General features: G+C 48.3%; 13 protein-coding genes. 6 read left to right on the top strand and 7 right to left on the bottom strand.

Translation table 11 applies throughout. The annotated features are described in order from the left end of the window. Positions 1 to 25: 25 nt before the first annotated feature. From RIF36_RS24570 to RIF36_RS24560, 3 genes are all read left to right on the top strand, one after another. Positions 26 to 709 carry a YggS family pyridoxal phosphate-dependent enzyme gene (locus RIF36_RS24570; protein WP_350125407.1) on the top strand — a complete coding sequence of 228 codons (684 nt, stop codon included), beginning with the start codon at positions 26 to 28 and terminating at the stop codon, positions 707 to 709. Positions 710 to 749: 40 nt separating this feature from the next. Next, positions 750 to 1,145 carry a DUF423 domain-containing protein gene (locus tag RIF36_RS24565; protein ID WP_350125404.1) on the top strand — a complete coding sequence of 132 codons (396 nt, stop codon included), beginning with the start codon at positions 750 to 752 and terminating at the stop codon, positions 1,143 to 1,145. Between the two features lie 866 nt (positions 1,146 to 2,011). Further along, entirely contained in the window at positions 2,012 to 2,980 is a 969-nt protein-coding gene (locus tag RIF36_RS24560; protein WP_350125401.1) for a DUF4382 domain-containing protein, read from the top strand. 76 nt (positions 2,981 to 3,056) lie between these two features. Here the strand turns inward: RIF36_RS24560 and RIF36_RS24555 are convergent, their stop codons facing one another. From RIF36_RS24555 to RIF36_RS24535, 5 genes are all read right to left on the bottom strand, one after another. Next, complete coding sequence (locus RIF36_RS24555; protein WP_350125398.1) at positions 3,057 to 6,044, bottom strand: PD-(D/E)XK nuclease family protein; 2,988 nt, start codon at positions 6,042 to 6,044, stop codon at positions 3,057 to 3,059. Next, positions 6,041 to 9,349, bottom strand: coding sequence for a UvrD-helicase domain-containing protein (locus RIF36_RS24550; protein WP_350125395.1), 3,309 nt, complete (start codon positions 9,347 to 9,349; stop codon positions 6,041 to 6,043). The genes RIF36_RS24555 and RIF36_RS24550 overlap by 4 nt, the downstream gene beginning before the upstream one ends. Before the next feature lie 231 nt (positions 9,350 to 9,580). Beyond that, complete coding sequence (locus tag RIF36_RS24545) at positions 9,581 to 10,138, bottom strand: REP-associated tyrosine transposase (RefSeq protein ID WP_350072318.1); 558 nt, start codon at positions 10,136 to 10,138, stop codon at positions 9,581 to 9,583. Positions 10,139 to 11,047: 909 nt separating this feature from the next. Next, complete coding sequence (locus RIF36_RS24540) at positions 11,048 to 12,967, bottom strand: sensor histidine kinase (protein ID WP_350072317.1); 1,920 nt, start codon at positions 12,965 to 12,967, stop codon at positions 11,048 to 11,050. Between the two features lie 3 nt (positions 12,968 to 12,970). After that, entirely contained in the window at positions 12,971 to 13,351 is a 381-nt protein-coding gene (locus RIF36_RS24535; protein WP_323306979.1) for a DUF8788 domain-containing protein, read from the bottom strand. Between the two features lie 186 nt (positions 13,352 to 13,537). Between RIF36_RS24535 and RIF36_RS24530 the strand changes: the two genes are divergently transcribed. The 3 genes from RIF36_RS24530 to RIF36_RS24520 all read left to right on the top strand — a co-directional run bounded on the left by RIF36_RS24530 (position 13,538) and on the right by RIF36_RS24520 (position 14,955). Next, positions 13,538 to 13,912 (top strand): iron chaperone, encoded by a 375-nt coding sequence (locus tag RIF36_RS24530; RefSeq protein ID WP_350125392.1) that lies wholly within the window; start codon positions 13,538 to 13,540, stop codon positions 13,910 to 13,912. Between the two features lie 179 nt (positions 13,913 to 14,091). After that, positions 14,092 to 14,496, top strand: a complete 405-nt coding sequence (locus tag RIF36_RS24525; protein ID WP_151998739.1) for a heme-binding domain-containing protein — start codon at positions 14,092 to 14,094, stop codon at positions 14,494 to 14,496. Between the two features lie 3 nt (positions 14,497 to 14,499). After that, on the top strand, positions 14,500 to 14,955 hold the full coding sequence (locus RIF36_RS24520) for a heme-binding domain-containing protein (protein ID WP_350123815.1): 456 nt from the start codon (positions 14,500 to 14,502) through the stop codon (positions 14,953 to 14,955). Positions 14,956 to 14,962: 7 nt separating this feature from the next. On the opposite strand, the gene RIF36_RS24515 is transcribed toward RIF36_RS24520, so the two are convergent. Both RIF36_RS24515 and RIF36_RS24510 read right to left on the bottom strand, forming a co-directional pair. Continuing rightward, the gene (locus RIF36_RS24515) at positions 14,963 to 16,258 is read right to left on the bottom strand and encodes an enolase C-terminal domain-like protein (RefSeq protein ID WP_350125389.1); all 1,296 of its coding nucleotides are present in this window, start codon (positions 16,256 to 16,258) and stop codon (positions 14,963 to 14,965) included. 237 nt (positions 16,259 to 16,495) lie between these two features. Next, positions 16,496 to 17,605, bottom strand: coding sequence for a DegT/DnrJ/EryC1/StrS family aminotransferase (locus tag RIF36_RS24510; RefSeq protein WP_350072313.1), 1,110 nt, complete (start codon positions 17,603 to 17,605; stop codon positions 16,496 to 16,498). Positions 17,606 to 18,372 lie beyond the last annotated feature (767 nt).

The raw sequence follows: 18,372 nt of genomic DNA, 5'->3' as shown, positions 1-18,372 counted from the left end.
TTTGGATTACGAAAATCGCTAGAAAATGGATATTGATATTGGCAGAAATCTTCAAACTTTTTTAAGCACCATCGATCAAAGTAAAGCAAAGCTCGTTGCTGTTAGCAAAACAAAACCGGTGAGTCTGTTGATGAAGGCATACGAGGCCGGTCAAAGGGAGTTTGGTGAAAATAAGGTGCAGGAGATGGTAGAAAAGCATGAAGAGATGCCAAAAGACATTCACTGGCATTTGATCGGTCATCTGCAAACCAATAAGGTTAAATACATAGCCTCTTTTGTTCACCTGATTCATAGTGTGGACAGCGAAAAACTACTAAGAACCATCGACAAGGAAGCGAAAAAAGCCAATCGGGTGATCGACTGCCTGCTTCAGGTGCATATTGCAGAGGAAGAAACCAAGTTTGGGCTGTCAGATGAAGAAGTGAAGCTACTGGTAAGCCAGGAGGTGTTAGACAGCCTACCTAACATCCGCATTGTAGGCCTGATGGGCATGGCGACCAACACGGAAAGTGAGGAACAGGTTAAAAAGGAGTTTCGCCATTTGAAGGCGCTTTTCGAAGAATTGAAATCGAAAGCTAACCACGCCAGAGTAATAATGACTGAACTATCCATGGGCATGAGTGGTGATTACCAGCTTGCCATTGAAGAAGGCAGCACCATGGTGCGTGTGGGAAGTGCCATTTTTGGTCAAAGGAATTATTCAGCCTAAATCGTAGTTTGTCACAACACCACCCAGCAGAAGATCAATCATGTCAGATTCAGTGAACAAGGATGCCAAAAGAACCCTTATCGTAGCTTCGGTCTTCGGCGCACTTGCTGTGGGCATCGGAGCCTTCGGCGCACACTCCCTCAAACCACATTTATTGGAAATTGGCCGGTTCGATACCTTTGAAACTGCCGTACGATATCATTTCTACCATACATTCGCCTTGCTGGTGGTTGGCTTGCTCCAGTTGCGCTTCAATAACAAGTACTTCAGGTGGTCTGCCAATTCTTTTCTGGCCGGAATCCTGTTCTTTAGCGGCTCTCTTTATACACTGTGCCTGGCCCCCAGCCTTGCGTATTCGGGCATTATTACTCCCTTTGGTGGCCTATTCTTTATTGCTGGCTGGCTTATCACGGCTTTTGGCCTCAGCCGCCAGTAAACCTTCAAATAGTTTTTTATCCTTTTGTAACAGCTAAGCCTCCGCTTGTCCGACAAAAGAAAATATTTATTCTTAAATATGAATAATTTAATTTTTTTTTATACTTTTCGTATAACATAAATAGCTCAACTGCGTTAGAGCCATGTAGGTTGTCACTGAAATTGGAAATAGGCAGGCAATCAAAAAGAGACTAACTGTTAAACAGCATATATGAATTCCATTTGTTCACTCATGTGAACGTCCCAGCTATGGAGTATAAAAGTTAAGGTTAGGTTGATTAGTATTAGTTGTCATAAAAAGTCTTCCCCATTGGGGAGGACTTTTTTTATTTTCCATGACTGACGTTGGATCTGTCATGACTTTTTTTTGGATCAAGCAATAAATCTGGGAGCAACTTGGTATAGTTAAATTCGAAGGCAGCTAGATTAGCCCTGGGCTATCAGAAAGGCTTCCCCGGTCGTGTCCCCCGACCGACCGGAATTGCGAGCGATCTTGCCCTCACACTTAATGGGGCTTATTAACAGCAATACAATTAGACTTGCAAGCCCAATCTTGAGTGGCCGGTCATTCCATGCGGCAGGTGACACGGCCACCGAGGCAATATAGATGACGTTATTCGGATTGGGCATTCCTTAGTACAATCACTCCCCAACTTTTCCGTTTGATCCCTTTTTGCGAAAAAATTTATGATTTAGTACCTTTTCTTGATAAAAAGATATAACAATCTGATTTTTAGTTATTTATAATAGCAAGTGTCAAGTTTGAACTTCACTAAAAATATAACTATTTTTATATTTTTTAATACTTTTCAACAACAACAACGGCTTGAGCTCGTTGGTAAGGGGGTAAACCAAAAATTAAAAGCTATGTGGAAAAGAAAAAATTCAGTTATGTCAATGTGGGCCACCGGCCTTCTTTCATTAAGTGTTTTAGCATTTACAAGCTGTAGTAAGGAGGGAGATGGAGACCTGGGTGAAGGCAGCATGGAGATTCGAGTAACCGATTCTCCGGCAGACAATGATGGCATTGAAGCCGTATTTGTAACCGTAACAAATGTGAAAGTAGGTGGACAGGTGGTAGATGGGTTTGAAGGCCCAAAGACCATCGACATAATGGCGCTCCAAAATGGAAAGACTGAAGTGCTTGCAACAGACAAATTTACCGCAAAGTCATATCAAAACATCACGCTGGAGCTCGACTCCGAAATGGACGAAAACGGAAATGCTCCCGGATCGTACGTGGAGATGGCTGACGGCACCAAACACAAATTGGCAAGCACCGCAGGCGAAAAAAGCGAATATACCTTCAACGGAGCGGCTCGTGTAATGGCTGACGCCAAATCGACCATTGTGCTTGACTTTGACCTGAGAAAATTCATCAGAGAATCTGACTCCGGTAGTGCATCCGACTTCAGTTTCGTCAACAAGTCAGACATTGATGGCTACTTGAGATTTTCAGACGAGGACAATGCCGGTAGCGTAAAAGGAAACTATGATGGCCAGGTTGCGGCTGACGAAAAGGTCATAGTTTATGCATATGAAAAAGGTAGCTTCAACGAAAGCCAGGAAACTGATGAGAATGCAGCTCTTCAGTTCAAAAAGGCAGTTGCCTCGACCGAGATACTTGGCGCATTGACAAAATCTTTTAGCTTCTATTTTCTCGAAGAGGGAGAATATGAGCTCCACTTTGTTTCATATATAGAGAATGAGGCCGGAGAAATGGAGCTTAATGGAATAATTGATGCTGAAAGCGAAACTAATGCGAACTTACTCAACAATGTTAAGATACAGGCCGGCGTTCAATTGACACTCAATGTGATTGCCAGTGGCATCTAAAGATAAAGGTTAGGTTGATTAGTATTAGTTGTATAAAACCCTTCTCCTCTGGAGAGGGGTTTTTATTTTGACTTACCTAGTCTCGGTGGCAAATCGAATTGTAGGGACAGTTCTTACATTTCTTCAAATCTTCAGTTTGACCGAAAGGTGTGGCCTGATCAAATATTTCTTCAAGCAACGTTTTCAATCCACCCACAAATTCGGGCATAAAAGACCTGATGTCCTGCACCAGGGTGCCCTTGCCTCTCGCCCCATCCGCCTTTAGCTCAAGCTCTACCTGGAAATTATCGTTGAAAAGCTCCCGGCTGTTATACAGGCCAGCCAATACTTTGGTGTCTTTGGCAACGGCGTTTTTGTCGAGATAGAGCATGCCGTAGTAGAAAGTTTGCATGGCAGCCTTGTTTCGTTTAGGGTGCTCACGATCAAAAAGGGTCTCGATACCATAAAAAACCTTATTGTCTGCGCCACTTTTGTAATCCATTACCCGCACCAGGCCTTCTTTGCTGTCGACCCTGTCGATGATCCCTTTTAGCTTTACCTTGCGCCCGCCCGTTAGCTGAAAATCAAGCGGAAGCTCATCCAGCTCAAGCCCCAGAATTTCGAACGGCGCATAGTTTTCGTCATTCTTCAGGATTTCCAGCGTTAGCTTTTGGGCAATCGACTGTGCAATGAGGTTTCTTCCTTCGGCTTTGAACTGTTTGCCAGTGCCCAGGCTGTAGTGCATTTCAAAGGCCTTTTGCAATGCTCCCGGAACGCCTTTTCTTATGCTATCAAAATCGGCCTTATCAATTTGCGTGGAGCCTTTCTTTTCTATGAAATCGGCATACAGAAACTCCAGGGCATGGTGAAGGATGTTGCCGAAAACGGCCGGGTCTATCTCCGCCTGCACTTCTTCGGGCTCGTAGAGCCTGGCCACGTGGCGGAAGTAAAAACGCAAACGGCAGTCAAGGTAGGTGTTAAGGGCAGATGGCGACAGCCGTTGGTGAGTTGAAGATTCATCATCCGTTACCAAGAATTCACCAAGCCTCGCCAACACCTCTTCGGTCTTTTGAATCAGGATCGGTTGGGGCACGCTGATGGCCACGTCGCTGCTCAGCGATTTGTATGTGATGTGCTCGCCGTGTACAGTCTCATACTTAAGCTGGTACAGCAGGCGGCTTTGCTCTCCTTTCAGGTTGGTTTCATTGCTGGTGTTGTGCAGGAAAGTTACTTTCTCAGCCCTTTGCAGCAGCCGGTAAAACAGGTAGCTGTAGAAGGCATCCTGCTGGTCGAAGGTGGGTAGACCAAAGCCTTTCCTGAGGTTGTAGGGCACAAAAGACTGCGTAGCAGCCTCCGCTGGCCAGTAGCCTTCGTTCATACCCAGCACGAAGACCTGCCTGAAGTCGAGGTTCCTGGTTTCGAGCACGCCCATCACCTGCAGTCCTTTGAGTGGTTCGCCGCTGAAGGGAATACGCACTGACTGCGCCACCTTTCGGAACAGCTTTTGGAAAAGGGTAACCTCGGGTGTGTCGTTGCCCACAAGTAGCATTTTCAACCGCATCAACTGTTCATGGAATTTGATGATATATTCTTGTTCCAAGTTAGCTTGTTCCAGATGAGTCTGTTCCAGATCAGTCTGTTCCAGGTCAGCTTGCTCCAGATTAGTCTGTTCCAGGTCAGCTTGCTCCGGCTGAATCTCCTGAAGCGATTCGTATAAGAGATTCAGCAGTGCAAGCAAATGGTCAAGCGGCGACGCTTCCGAATAGAACAACGTCCTGATAAAACTTCCGGCATCAGCAAAATCGGCCTTATCCAGTGAGATGATATTGTCTTTTTCTATCGTATAAATGAGGCTGCTTGCTTCTTTCGTAACCGTGGAGAAAACGTATGGATGTCTCAAAATCGCCAGGACATCCCTGTAGGAATAGGCTTCGAAGACTGTGTCGCCGTCTCTCTTTGTCCTCGTGTTCTTGCGTAGGTCGAGCACCGCATCCAGCAACCCAAAAAGTGGTGTGTCCTTCAGCGGATAGCCCATGGTGATGTTCACCTGCTTTACCTCTTCTGGCAACGAGTTGAGCACAGGAAACAGAAAGTGTTCCATCGGCATTACCACCACGGTTTCTTCCGGCACCCAGGCAGGGTCATTCGCCAGCTCCTCTAATCGCTCTCCCACGTATTTGGCCTGCCCTATTTCCAGTGATACGCCAATCGCATCAATCTCCTTCGGTTTTTCGAAATTAGCCGGAATCTCCTCTGGAAAGGTTTTGCCCAACAGCTTATCCTCTTTGTATTGTCTGAAAAACTGCCCTGACTCTTGCTGCTCTGACCGCACATAGTAGTCGTCCATATCCCAAAAGATGCGGGCATTGGTTTCCCGCACAAAGTACTTCAGCACCTCCTCCTCGGCGGAAGTCAATGCGTTGAACCCGGCGAACCAAAACTGCGAGTCGCCCTGTTTTGGGTCGAAGGTATCGCCCTTGCAGTCCTCGGCAATGCTGCGGTATACCATCCCTTTGTACGCCAGCTTTTTATCCTGTAGTCGCTTGTGGTAATCCTGATAAATAGGCACCAACAGCTTCCAGGTCTTTAGAAAATGCAGTTGATCACCTTTGGCCTGAGGCATGAAACTCTTCCAGAATGACTGAATCACCAGCCGCTCTTCGTCGCCCAGGTAAGCAAAAGCATCATCGAGCTCCTTCTGGGTCTGGATACTTTGAAAGAGATGATCAGGCTCCACGAGGTATTGGTCAATGTCTTCAAAATCACCAACCAGCACTTCGCCCCAGAAAAAAAACTTCTCCAGTGACTCTGCTTCGGGGTTGACCTTTTGGTAGGAGCTGTACATTTCGTACACCAGCGTCAGCTTGTCGGCAATTTGCAAGTCGGTGTATTGAAACAGGAAGTCCTCGAGACTGTAAATCTCCGGTGCCCACACAGGGTTGTTGATCTTCCTTGCCAACGCCCTGCGCAAGAAAAGCCCCGCCCGGCGGTTGGGGAAAATGAGTTTTACCTTGCCCAGGTCTTCGCCCCCCTCGGCAATGAGCGCATCGGCAATCTCCTCCAGAAATGTTCGCTGCTCACTCATGCTATCTGGTTAATTTTTAGCTCGTCGATATACACCAGGAAGCCAGTCACCTTAGCATAGCCCATGCCGGAGAGCAAACTCACGTATTCAGTCGCCTGTCTGACATGGTTATTCGAAGGCATACCTGTTTTAAATTCTATCAGCACGGCTTCATTGTCTTTCAGTAGTACTCTGTCGAAACGTCGGATGTCACCACTCATGGGAAGCACTGGACTTTCGGTTCGCACCTCCCATTCTCCACCATACCAGCCTTTCATTTCTGGCAGGTTGAATAAATTTTCAAGCCGCTCTTTAATACCCTCCTGCTCCTGCTTGTCCATTGGCTCCAATGGCAGCATGTCAGTAAGGACTTTCTGGATATCATCCTGGTGTTTTATGTGCGACAGCAGTCTGTGATACACCGTGCCTCTTTGGGTGGAGATGAGGCTTTTCTCTCTGACACCTTCATCAAGTGTGCCGCCTTGCAAGCGAATGCTGAGCCTGTTGCGCCAGTTGGTCGAAAGGTAATTTTTAAGGCCAACCGTGGGCTGCTTGTCCCCTATCTGCTCGTCGTCGTACAAGGGTAGTCCGCCTATTTGCACTGAGTAGCTGGCTGCATCTATTTCCGACGCAGGTGTGATAGCGAAGTCCTCGGTGCTCTCATCCAGAAAGAGCTTATAAAGTAAGTCCGATACTTTATTGATGCTGAAGCCACCCGACTTATTGAACTTGGGCAAAGGCGCATAAATGTAAAGCGCTTCCTCTGGCCGGGTGAGTGCCACGTAGAGGAGGTTGAGGTTGTCGAGGTAAATCTGCTTCTTTTCCTCGTAGTAAGCCTCCGCAAAATACGTGGCCGTCAGCTTGCTGGAATAACGCGCCGGATAATAGGGCAGTCTGTCGAAGGGCGGAACGGCCGGGGCCTCACACCACAGCACCTCTTCCAGCTTGTGGTCAAAGTCCCAGCTGCAGAAGGGCACCAGGACGGCCTTAAACTCCAGGCCTTTGGCTTTGTGGATGGTCATGATGCGGATGGCATCCTGCTCTTCCGGCACCTGCACGCTGCGACGGGAGCCGGTATCAGTCCACCACTGCAGGAAGGAGCCCACATCGCCCCGGTTGTTTTTGCTGTACTCCAGCAGGGCGTCCTGAAAGCCCTGGAGGTAAGGGAATTCTCTTGGGTACTCTGTCAAGCCAAACAACCCGATCAAGCGCTCGGTCAGCTCTAGCAACGGCACCTTCAGCAAGGCAGGTAGTTCTTCAATAAAATCCGCTGGCAGCAATTGCTCAAACTCTGCCTGCTTTTCTTTATTGCCCGCCCAAATGAATAGCTCCGACAATCCGGGCACAGCTTTTTGGGTAAGAAAATGATGGTATTCGTACACCAGCTGCGCCAGGGCCAGGTTGTTTTTGGGATTGTACAAATGGCTGAAGGCAGACAATAGCAACCGCACAACCGGCGACGCCCCAAGGTAAAGTGACTCCGGTGAAATGACGTCGTAGCGCTTTTTGCCGGTGGCAGTTTCTTTTTTCTCCAGCAAAGCTTTGGCCATCTTCCGTCCCTCTTCGGCCCTTCTTACCAGTATGCAAATGTCCCGCAGCGCATATTTAGGCTGAAGGTCTTCAATGGTGGTTATCGCCTCCTGAATCGCTTTTTCATCCCAGCTCCCCGCTTCTTCTGACGCCTCCTCGTCATCATCCGGACTGTCGCTTTCAAACCACTGAAGCTTTATCAGGCCGCCTATTTTGTTTTCGTTGCCCTGGCCCTGAGCCGCCTCGTGGTACGACAGGCGGAACCGTTCCAGCTCTTTCTCTACCCTCGCCTGCATGGCTGGTTCAGGAATGGAAGAGGCCCCCTCCAATAGCAGATCGGCCAGGAAGTTCGGGGCTAGTTCAAATAGCTTATTGTTGAAGTTGATGATGTTGGCATAGCTGCGCCAGTTGTTTTGGAGCTGCTCGGCCTGGGTATACACCTCACCGATGTCGTTGGCTACCTGGTCGAGCAGCAGTTGGGAGTCGCCACCCCGCCAGCGGTAAATAGACTGCTTCACGTCGCCCACCACCAGGTTTTTGTAGCCTTGCGCCAGGCTGTTTTCTACCAAAGGTCGAAAGTTGCGCCATTGAAAGCCGGAGGTGTCCTGAAACTCGTCGATAAGGTAGTGCCGGTAAAAAGTACCTGCCTTTTCGTAGATATAGGGCGTTTCGTTGTCGCCAATGATGCGGTTAAGAAAGTCGGGCGCATCGGAAATCAGCATCACCTCTTCTTCATCCCGATAGTCGCCGAGGTTGCGGCTGAGGTCGGAAATGATGCCCAGCGTGTACAGGTAGCGCATGACCTGGATGGCGCTGTTATAAGCTAAAATGTTGCGATCGTGGTAGTCGATCATGCCGTTGTAGGCCAGCAGGATGCCTCCTTCCAGCGCCTGTTCTAGCTGAGGTCTGATCTTGCTGGTTTTAGTGATCCACGCATCGAGGTTGTCGGTAGCGCCCCGACGGGTATCGGAAATTTCGTATTCGTTTTTGGCAAACTTGGCAAACAGGCCCGCTGGGCCGCTGCCACCTCTGCTAAAGTCGGCAACGGTCAGTTGATGTTGCTCCAGCACCTTGTCAAATTTGGCAATAAAACCCTTCACCGTATTTTCAAAAACGGCTTGCAGCTCCTGCATGCCTTTCATAAATAGCTGCACCCGGTTGTCGTCTTTGGCGACTTCAGCCAGCATAGGAGCGACTACTTTGAAGCGTTCCTTAAAAAGCTCCCGACCCAGGCTACGGATGTCTTTGCGGATGTCCCACGACTTGCCCTGCTGTAGTTTGTCCTCGGCAAACTGCGTGAGCCAGCGGGTGAGCTGGGGATTATCCCCTACCTCCAGCAGCATGCGGTCGATGATTTCGTCCAGCACCTTTTCCTGATCCAGCTCCAGGGTAACACCGCCCTGGATGCCTACCTCCCGGGCAAAGGCTCGCAGCACCCGTTGGAAGAACTTGTCGATAGTGCTGACATTGAAATGGCTGTAGTCGTGCAGGATGGCGGTGAGGCTGTCGTCGGCTTTTTTGCTCAGCTGCTGGTCGGCGATGCCCAGCGTGTCTCTGATCTCTGTCCGGAGTCCTTTGCCCTCCCCTTTGCGCAGCATGTCGAGGTTTTGAATGATACGGGCCTTCATTTCGGCGGTGGCCTTGTTGGTGAAGGTGACGGCCAGGATATGCCGGAAGTAGCCGGGAAACTGCAAAGCCAGCAGGATATACTCCCGGGCCAATGTATAAGTCTTGCCCGACCCGGCGGAGGAGCGGTAGATGATGAAGGATTTGGGGAATTCGGGTTGTTGGGTCACGAGGGTAAATATAGGCTGATAGTGGGATGGTGGCAAGGGAGTTGATTGTTCGGAGTGTTTCTTGGCCTAGCTGGAACCAGATCCCTTCATTGGCAATTAGTGAAGCAGCGAGACGCTGATGAGAAGAAATTCCAAGGGAGACCCTTGAAATAGTGTAAATGTTTTGACGAAGCCTCGTTCAAGTGTCCACTTGGACAATCTTGTTTGAAGCGTCCCGCTTCCCACCGCCAATCATTCCAGAAACTCAATATCTAAAAAGCCTTTCCCTCCGGCGTAGTCTATTGCACTGCCGTACAACCAATCTTCGGGATTGGATACGAACCCAGCTTCAACTGGATTATTGTGAATGTAATTCAGCTTCTGATCCATTAGATAGTTGGTATTCAGTTCAATTGGCTGGTTATGCTGCATCCAAAGCTGAAAGTCATTGTTGTTAGGGTTTCTAATTCCAGCAGACTGCATCATATGATACATCCATGATTTCCTGCTTTCAAAGGATTCTTCACTGCTCTCTAACAGCTTCCTAATTTCTCTAGAGACAAAGCTTTTGTTGTCCCGAATGATTCCCTCAAGCGGCATTTTGCCGTTCGATCCCAAAATCATGTGAATATGACTTGGCATAATAACCCACGCATAAACTACCAGACCTTTCTCTTGTTGGCAATACCTGACGCTATCTAGAAATACCTCTCGGTATACATTCCTAATGAATAGGTCTATCCATTCAATAACCGTGTAGGTTACAAAATATGGATAGCCACTTTCAGCTATTTTGTAATTGCGGCTCATGCTATCAGCTAAAATAACAAATATGTATTTAGTTAAAGCAGAAGATTGAACTATCAGGTGGTTCCTATTGACGATTAATTGTAGCGGCGAGACGCCGAAATGAGAAACCCACAAGGGAGACCCTTGCGGGATGGGGGTAGCTGGGAAACTGCAATGCCAGCAGGATATACTCCCGGGCCAGCGTATACGTTTTGCCCGACCCGGCAGAAGAGCGGTAGATGATGAAGGATTTGAGGGATTCGGGTTGGGGAGTCATTGGGGTAAATATAGGGAGGTGGGTGAGCTTTATGAAACCTAAATGACTCCAATAGTTCAAGCGTCTTGCTTGGACTACTTCTCATAAAGCGTCTCGCTTCTGAAAAGGTTACATTTTGAAAATTACAATAGCGGGGAGGCACCGAAATTAAGAATTCACAAGCCTGCCCGGCCGGGGAAGACCCTTGCGGGATTGGGGGATCAATCAAACACTTTTGGACTGTATCTTTGCTTTCCCTTCCTTAAATTTTCTCCAACACCTCTGTTGCATCTTATTTCCTAACGAGTAATCGGCCCATGCAATGCAGCGGACGTTTTCCCACCCTTGGGACCTGTTATTTCAGGTCTGTTTAGCAAACCCCACCTCTGGGATTTTGTCCTGTATAGCAGTTTCCCCCTTTCCCAAGCCTGGGAGGCGCTTTACTGTTGTGCATCGTGCTTTCCCAGACATGGGGCTACCCGTTTCACTGGTGTACTGGCTTTCCCCATAACAGAATTTAAGTGTCGCACGAGTGTTGAGGCATATCACCCAAACTGTAGTGGCCAGCAGCACCAGGAAAGCTAAAAGATGAGCCAAATTCAAAGCGGCGAGACGCCGAAATAAAAAGACCACTTGAGAATGATTGTGGGATGGAAGGGGTATTTCGGCACATCCTATTTCACTGAATTAACCACCGGCAAATACACCCTAAACGTGGTGCCCACTCCCTCCTCGCTTTCCACTTCAATGCGGCCTTTGTTCATGTCCACAAACTCTTTGACAAGGTTGAGGCCAAGGCCCACTCCTTTTTCGCCGCCGGTTCCCCAATGGCTGCGGCCTGCGTCAAAGCCAAAAAGCGTCTCCATTTTCTCAGCGGGGATACCTATACCGGAGTCCGAAACAGCAATAACGCTCTCCTTTCCTTCTAAGCCCAGTGATAGCCCCACCGTGCCTCCTTTTTTCGTAAACTTCAGTGCATTGTTGAGCAGGTTTCGGATGATGGTGGACACGCTGTTTTTGTCGGCAAAGACATTGACGGTGCCCGGTAAGTCGCTGGTGAGGGTGATTTGCTTGGAGGCAGCCATGTTTTCGATCATGCTCAAATTCTCCTGACATAGTCGGGTAAGATCAAGCTCTTCCGGCTTGTTGGGGAATTTCCCCTGCTGGCTCATGGCCCAGTGCAGCAGATTATCGAGCAGCGCAGATAACTCGATGGCGGACTTATCAAGCATTTGGCTGATCTCAACAAGGTCACTGGTGTCACCACTTTCGAGACTAAGCTCAATGAGTCGCACAAAGCCATGGAAATTACCGACAGGCCCTCGGATGTCGTGTGAAATAATCGAGAAGAATTTGTCTTTCGTATTGTTCAGCTCTTCAAGGCGGTCCCGCTGAGAGGCAATAATTTTCCTTCTTTCTCTGGATATTTTTATGGCCCGGTTCCGAAGCTTGTACAGCCTGAATAGCACATACACCAGAATCACAACCAGCACCAGCACAGTACCGACCGCTATCAGAAGGATCCGCTGGTTTCGGGCCTGAGCTTGCAATAGATCCACTTCAATTTGCTTCTGCCCTACCTCGAACTCGGTCCGAAGATCGGCCATTTCCTGAATCACATCTTCGTTTTTTATGCTATCCCGGTAGGTGATGTATTGATGCAAATAAGTGTAGGCCTTTTCGTGGTCACTCGTCTCACGATAGAGCCCGGAGAGCCTGAGGCTGGCATCACGAACTCTTTCCTGAAGGCCATCCGCTTCAGCGTACCGCAGTGCTTCATGCAACAATTTCTCCGCACTTTTGAAGTCCTTCTTTTGCAAATAGATGTCCGCCATCTCAGTTTGAAACTCCGTAATGGCATATGAATCACTCAGTCCTATGAGTATTTGAATGGCTTCAGACAGGTACTGCTCAGCCTTTTCACCAGCACCTGTCCTGGCATAAACGAGCCCGGAATTTCCCAGATTGTAAGCCTTCCCTACCAGAAAACTCTTTCGTTCATAAATCTGACCAGACTCGTCGAAGAAGAACAGCGCACTGTCGTAGTTGGCTATCCGGTAGTATTCATAGCCGGTATTGAGCAAGGCAGCCGCCAGGGTAAGCGAGTCGCCGGAATCTCTAAGTATGCCAACAGCTTTCCTTTTGTATTTGATTCCTTTTACATGGTCGCCCATATCACCATAAACACCCGCAATGGACAAAAAAGCCCCCCCTACTCCGGTCTTATAATTACCCTTCTGGGCCATTTCGACACTTTTGAAATACTCAGCAATTGCCAGATCAAAGTCGCCCTGAAACTTCAGCGCATTGCCCTTTTGTAAATGCCCTCTATGCAACCAAACGTAGCTGGAATGCTTTGTGGCAAGCTCAATCAGCTGCTCTGCGTACTTAAGCATCTCGCCTGGCCTGGTTGACTGGAAGGCAATGCGTCGCAAAATTTCAAATTTGGCTGAGTCGGGCACATCGGTAGTTTCCAACACCTGAATAAGACTATCAGCTTCGTGTTGATCCTGGGCAGAAGTGTCGGCACAAAAAAAGAGGTGGAGACCCGCAGCACATAAGCAGGCCCTCCAAATTGCAAACTGTTTCCACATTTTTCAGGTATTCACCTTAATATCGGGATCCAGGGTATAGGTATTTCCATTCGCCTTAAAGCCGATGGTGTAACTTTCTGATTTTCCTGGCTTATCTCCAACTGTACCTGCCCAATTTGGACTTGAAGGAAGCGACTTGAATACACCAACAGCGCCCCCCAGGTAGGCAAATGAGCTGATCGCTACTGCTGAAGTGTTGTTTTTCGAAGAAATATGAAATATGACGGTGTCGCCTGGATTTGCATGCACGGTAAAATCGGTACTCGACCCGGTGTCGGCATCAAGGCATGAGTCATAAAGCAGGCAGGCAGCCGCTGGTGATTGAGATGGGTCTGACGGCAGAGCGTCAGTGTCTATCACCAACGTAACATGAATAGTTGACATAACATTAGCTGTATTGAAATGGTTAGAAATAAAATAATGCTCTTAAATCTCTCAATAAAAAAATAGAAATCAATATTAAATTCAGAGTAATGCCTAACTGACCCGATTTACATTCTGTTTCCAAAAACAAACCCATTGAAGTCCAATTTATTATCTTTCGCTTGTCGTTGACAAAACCGACACCCGATGGCACCACCTAAAGCACAAAACATCGACGAGTACATTTCAAACGCCCCGGAAGCGCTTCGGGAACGACTGTTCCAACTACACGATTGCATAGTGGCCGTAGCTCCTGCTGCCGAGCAAGGCATCAAATGGCGCATGCCAGCGTATACCACCAAGAGGATTCTAGTCACCTGGGCTGCATTCAAAAGACATATTGGGTTCTATCCAACACCCTCCGTGGTCGCCGCTTTCGCCAACGAGCTGAAGCCTTACAAGACTGCTGAAGGCTCCGTTCAATTTCCACACGGTCAGGAGTTGCCTCTTGACCTGATCAGCAAAATGACCAGGCTGAGAGTAAAAGAATGTGAGGAAGAAGATGCTAAATGGAAGGTGTAGTCGTCACGCTGAAAACGTCATCCCATGGATCAGTATCTTGCTTTTCTGGCTAAAACGAAGTAGCAATGATAGAATGGAGGTTCAAATCAAAGTGGAAAGTCGGGCATCTGCAATTTTTTGATGTACGGATGTTCATACAGACCGATATTTAATATATTAGGGTAAAAAACCTACGTCATATGAAAAGATTTACCCTACTTGCCGGAGTTCTCCTGCTGTTTGCAGCTTCAGGAATGGCTCAGGAAAAAGAACCTACAAAAATCCTGCTGGTGCCCGAGGCTGATGCTGGAAAAACATTGGCCTTCACTCTTGAAGCGATGTCGGTGATTGAAGCAAAATGTTTGGGCTGCCATTCTCCTTCAGGAAAAAGCGATAAGGCCAAAGAGAAGCTACAATGGGAAAAACTACAAACCCTGAGTGGTGCTGATGCCATGGCGATGCTCGATGAAATTTTAGAAGTGCTCGACAAAGGAGAAATGCCTCCTGCCAAAATGGTGGAGAAGTATCCAAATATGAAACTGACTGAAGAAGAGTCGGCGAAGTTGCACAAATGGGCGGAAGCTTCGCTCGCTAAATTGGAATAAACATTGATTAAGAAAATAGTCTTAGGCATTGGAGTCCTCTTTGTAGGACTCCAGTTTTTCAGAGGTACGCCACCTGAGGTGACTGCCGAAAATCCAGATGACCTGCTTGCTACTTCGCAAATTTCGTCGGAAGTGAGTTCACTTTTCAGGACTGCGTGTTACGACTGCCATTCTAACGAGACCCGATATCCGTGGTACTCTTATATCACGCCAGTTTCCTGGTTCGTTTTCGACCATATCAGCCATGGTAGAGAAGAGGTGAATTTCTCAGAATGGGCGAGCCTCAGAAAGAGCAAGAAAGTGAGGATTCTAAAAGACCTGGCCGAAGAGGTAGGCGAAGGTAAAATGCCACTGGAGTCGTACACAATCATGCATGGAGATGCGCAGTTGACCAAAGAGCAAAGGGATCTGCTCGTTAACTGGGCGGAGAGTTTTTCGGCAGAGGTGATGAAGGAATAAATGGTGTCTACCACCTTACCTTCTTAAATTCCCAGTCAGGAATCACCTTTCTCATTTCCACCAGATCGTCACGTTTGGTGAGACCGCATTTCAAATAGTTTTGGTGAAGCTTTTTCAGCGCCTCCTGGTCTATTTCCACACCTAGCCCAGGGCCGGTGGGCACCTGCACAGCACCCCCTTCGAACTTCATTCGCCCACCTGCGATTACCTCCTCCGACTGCCAGGGGTAGTGGGTATCCAATGCGTAAGGAACCTCCGGTAGGGCAGCGCCCAGATGTACCATGGCCGCCAGGGAAATACCCAAATGGCTATTGGAATGCATGGACAACTTGCGCCCGAATGTCTGGCAGAGTTTAGCCAGCTCCATCGAGCTGCGCAGCCCTCCCCAAAAATGGTGGTCGCTAAGGATGATGTCTTCAGACCCCATAGCAACGCTGCCAGGAATGTCCTCAAAGCTGGTCGTGCACATATTGGTGGCCAGCGGCATTTTCAACACCTTTCGGGCTTTGGCCATATCTTCCTGTCCACGAACTGGGTCTTCGAAGTACTCCAGAATACCCTCCATCTTTTTACCATATTCGATGGCCGTTTCGAGCTTCCAAATGGCGTTGGGATCAAGACGCAGGGGCACATCCGGGCCAAAGTGATCGTACAGCGCCAACATAGCCGCCACCTCTTCAGCAGGCGGAAAGGCACCTCCTTTTAGCTTGATCGACTTATTTCCGAATTCTTTCACCATGGCTATGGCCTGTTCAACGATGCCCTGAGGAGTAATCGCCTCGGCCTGCCGGGCAGCATCCCAGCCTGTAGCGTTGGGGTGAGTACCAAACGCTAGTTCACCGCCAGCTCCTTCATATTTATAAAAAAGGTAGGCCGCAAATGGCACCCGGTCTCTTCTTTTGCCCCCCAAAAGATCGACAACTGGTCTGCCGAGCACCTTGCCTTGAATATCAAGGCAAGCCACCTCAATGGCACTGAACACATGTACAATTTTGCGCTGATCCCACGGAGCGTCGCCACGCTCTGAGGTGGTTTCCTCATCAAAGTGGCTTTCTATGGCGTCTCTTATCTGATTGAGTTGAAAGGCGTCTTTTCCAACAATAAGCTCCCTTGCTTTTTCCAGCGCTTCGTTGGTGTCGGTCGTGCCTGGAATCTCGCTGATACCAATAATGTTGTCGTTGGTGACAATCTCTACAATAGTTCTGAGCGCATAGGGAGCATGCAACCCAGCGGCGTTAAGTAGCGGCGGGTCGACTGTGGCAATGGGGGTGATGATAATGTCTTTGATGATGGGGCCTTTCATAGGAGGAATCAGAGAATAGTTAATGGTAATATGTTTTGAGTCAGATAGCTGTTATTGACCATCCCCAAATACGGTTGACCAATTTGTCTAACTTATCTCTATCGGACAAGCCGGTTTAGTTGATATTCGGACAGTCAGATCGTGACACGCTCAGATGGTCAAACAGCACACCGAAGATAACGCAAGTACGACAGTGCCGACATGAGCGTCGGGATGTATCACAATAGGCAAGTTAAGTTAGCCGTTGCTCGTTTGCTTCAACACGCCATGGATCGCACCTATCACTTTTTGTTTTTGCTGTAGGGTAAGATTGGAGCCAGAAGGAAGACAAAGTCCTTCTTTGAATACCCGCTCCGAAACCCCATTCAGGTATTTCGGCGCCTCGTTATACACCGGCTGCATGTGCATGGGCTTCCAGGTCGGGCGGCATTCTATATTCTGTTTTTCAAGCGCCAATCTAATGTCTTCCCTGGTGACTTTACCTGCTTTTTCAGGGTTAACCAATATCGTAGTCAACCACCGGTTTGAAAAATGCCCCGGGAGCTCAGAAAGAAATGAAATATCCGAGTGCACTGATAGTTCTTTCTTATAAAAGTCATAGTTGGCTCTTCGTTGTTGTACCCTTTCTTCTAACACCTCCAACTGCCCTCGCCCAATACTCGCACAAATATTGCTCATCCGATAATTGTACCCTACCTCTGTATGCTCGTAATGAGTGGCTGGTTGACGTGCCTGAGTGGCAAGGTAGGTAGCCTTCTCAACCCATTTCCTTTGAGGGGACAGCAATGCTCCACCGCCAGATGTGGTAATGATCTTGTTGCCATTGAAGGACAGTACACTGATATCGCCTAAGCTACCGGCTGGTCGGCCCTTATAAGTAGCGCCAAGCGCTTCGGCTGCATCTTCTATTAGGAAAATGTCGTATTTATCGGCAATGTGCCTGATTTCATCCCCCTTGGCAGGCATGCCGTACAAGTGTACATAAATGATGGCTCTGGGTTTCCTCCCTTTCTTAAGCCTGTCTACTATTGCTTCCTCTAAAAGAGCTGGATCCATATTCCAGGTATCCAACTCACTATCGACAAAAACAGGCGTGGCACCCTGATAGAGAATAGGGTTAGAAGAACCGCAAAAAGTAAAAGACTGACAAATCACCTCGTCGCCACGTTCCACGCCAGCGATAATCAATGCCAGATGGATACCGGCCGTGCCTGAACTAATAGCCGTTGCCGGCACTCCCACCAACCGCTGCAATGCTCCCTCAAACGCATTCACACAAGGGCCTACGGGTGCAATCCAGTTAGAATCAAAAGCTTCCTTGATATAGTCCAATTCTTTGGTTCCCATATGAGGAGAGGATAACCAGATTTTTTCAGAGGGATTCGACATGCGGGTTGGAAAATGGATTATTTCAAAAAATTACTCAAAGTTAGTAATTGTTTTGAAAGGAGGAAGAAAGAAAATAGGATACATCAGCCAAAAAGTAGAAGAAAAAGCATGAAGTGGTCTTCCTAATTGCATTCGTTGGAATTTAATTACGTCCACACCTTACAACCGGTATCAGCGTGCTACCTCTCCTCCGGGGCGTTATTGCTAAGGAAGTCAACAGAATACCCAGGCATGATATCGCAGAATTTCTTGTTGTGTTCAAAGAAAGTTTGTAAAAAATTGCAGTACCTACGAACCACACCCCTAAGCCGGGCATCTGTGCCAAGTTAACGATCTCATCATCTTACTCCATTTTGGCCTCTCACCTCCTAAGCCATGAAGTTGTGGCTCGGCCGCAGTTGGACTTAAGAAAGGAGTGCAGTAGGGCGTGGTGCACACAGCGGTAGCTGGTGGTAACACATGCGGGGGTGGTCGAAAGTAAGTTGACCACAGAGAGAGCAGAGTGATTAACGGCCTCCGGGGAAGATTGCTTCGGGGGACTAGGAATTGAGAAGGTTGGAGACGGGAGTCGGGAGACCGAAGACGGTAGACCGGAGTCCGAAGTTGGGAGACGGGAGTCGGAAGACCGAAGACGGGAGACCGGAGACCGAAGTTGGGAGTTGGAAGACCGGAGACCGAAGACGGGAGTCGGAAGACCGGAGTAGGAAGACCGGAGACCGGAGGCT

The organism is Imperialibacter sp. (genome assembly GCF_040222815.1).
GTDB lineage: Bacteria > Bacteroidota > Bacteroidia > Cytophagales > Cyclobacteriaceae > Imperialibacter.
This window is presented reverse-complemented; position numbering and strand designations above follow the sequence as displayed.

What these genes read in the sequence shown, in the direction of transcription:
- RIF36_RS24510 (WP_350072313.1), bottom strand. Translation starts at nt 17,605, where the DNA reads ATGGGAACCAAAGAATTGGACTATATCAAGGAAGCTTTTGATTCTAAC.
- RIF36_RS24540 (WP_350072317.1), bottom strand. Translation starts at nt 12,967, where the DNA reads ATGTGGAAACAGTTTGCAATTTGGAGGGCCTGCTTATGTGCTGCGGGT.
- RIF36_RS24545 (WP_350072318.1), bottom strand. Translation starts at nt 10,138, where the DNA reads ATGAGCCGCAATTACAAAATAGCTGAAAGTGGCTATCCATATTTTGTA.
- RIF36_RS24560 (WP_350125401.1), top strand. Translation starts at nt 2,012, where the DNA reads ATGTGGAAAAGAAAAAATTCAGTTATGTCAATGTGGGCCACCGGCCTT.
- RIF36_RS24530 (WP_350125392.1), top strand. Translation starts at nt 13,538, where the DNA reads ATGGCACCACCTAAAGCACAAAACATCGACGAGTACATTTCAAACGCC.
- RIF36_RS24525 (WP_151998739.1), top strand. Translation starts at nt 14,092, where the DNA reads ATGAAAAGATTTACCCTACTTGCCGGAGTTCTCCTGCTGTTTGCAGCT.
- RIF36_RS24565 (WP_350125404.1), top strand. Translation starts at nt 750, where the DNA reads ATGTCAGATTCAGTGAACAAGGATGCCAAAAGAACCCTTATCGTAGCT.
- RIF36_RS24570 (WP_350125407.1), top strand. Translation starts at nt 26, where the DNA reads ATGGATATTGATATTGGCAGAAATCTTCAAACTTTTTTAAGCACCATC.
- RIF36_RS24535 (WP_323306979.1), bottom strand. Translation starts at nt 13,351, where the DNA reads ATGTCAACTATTCATGTTACGTTGGTGATAGACACTGACGCTCTGCCG.
- RIF36_RS24515 (WP_350125389.1), bottom strand. Translation starts at nt 16,258, where the DNA reads ATGAAAGGCCCCATCATCAAAGACATTATCATCACCCCCATTGCCACA.
- RIF36_RS24555 (WP_350125398.1), bottom strand. Translation starts at nt 6,044, where the DNA reads ATGAGTGAGCAGCGAACATTTCTGGAGGAGATTGCCGATGCGCTCATT.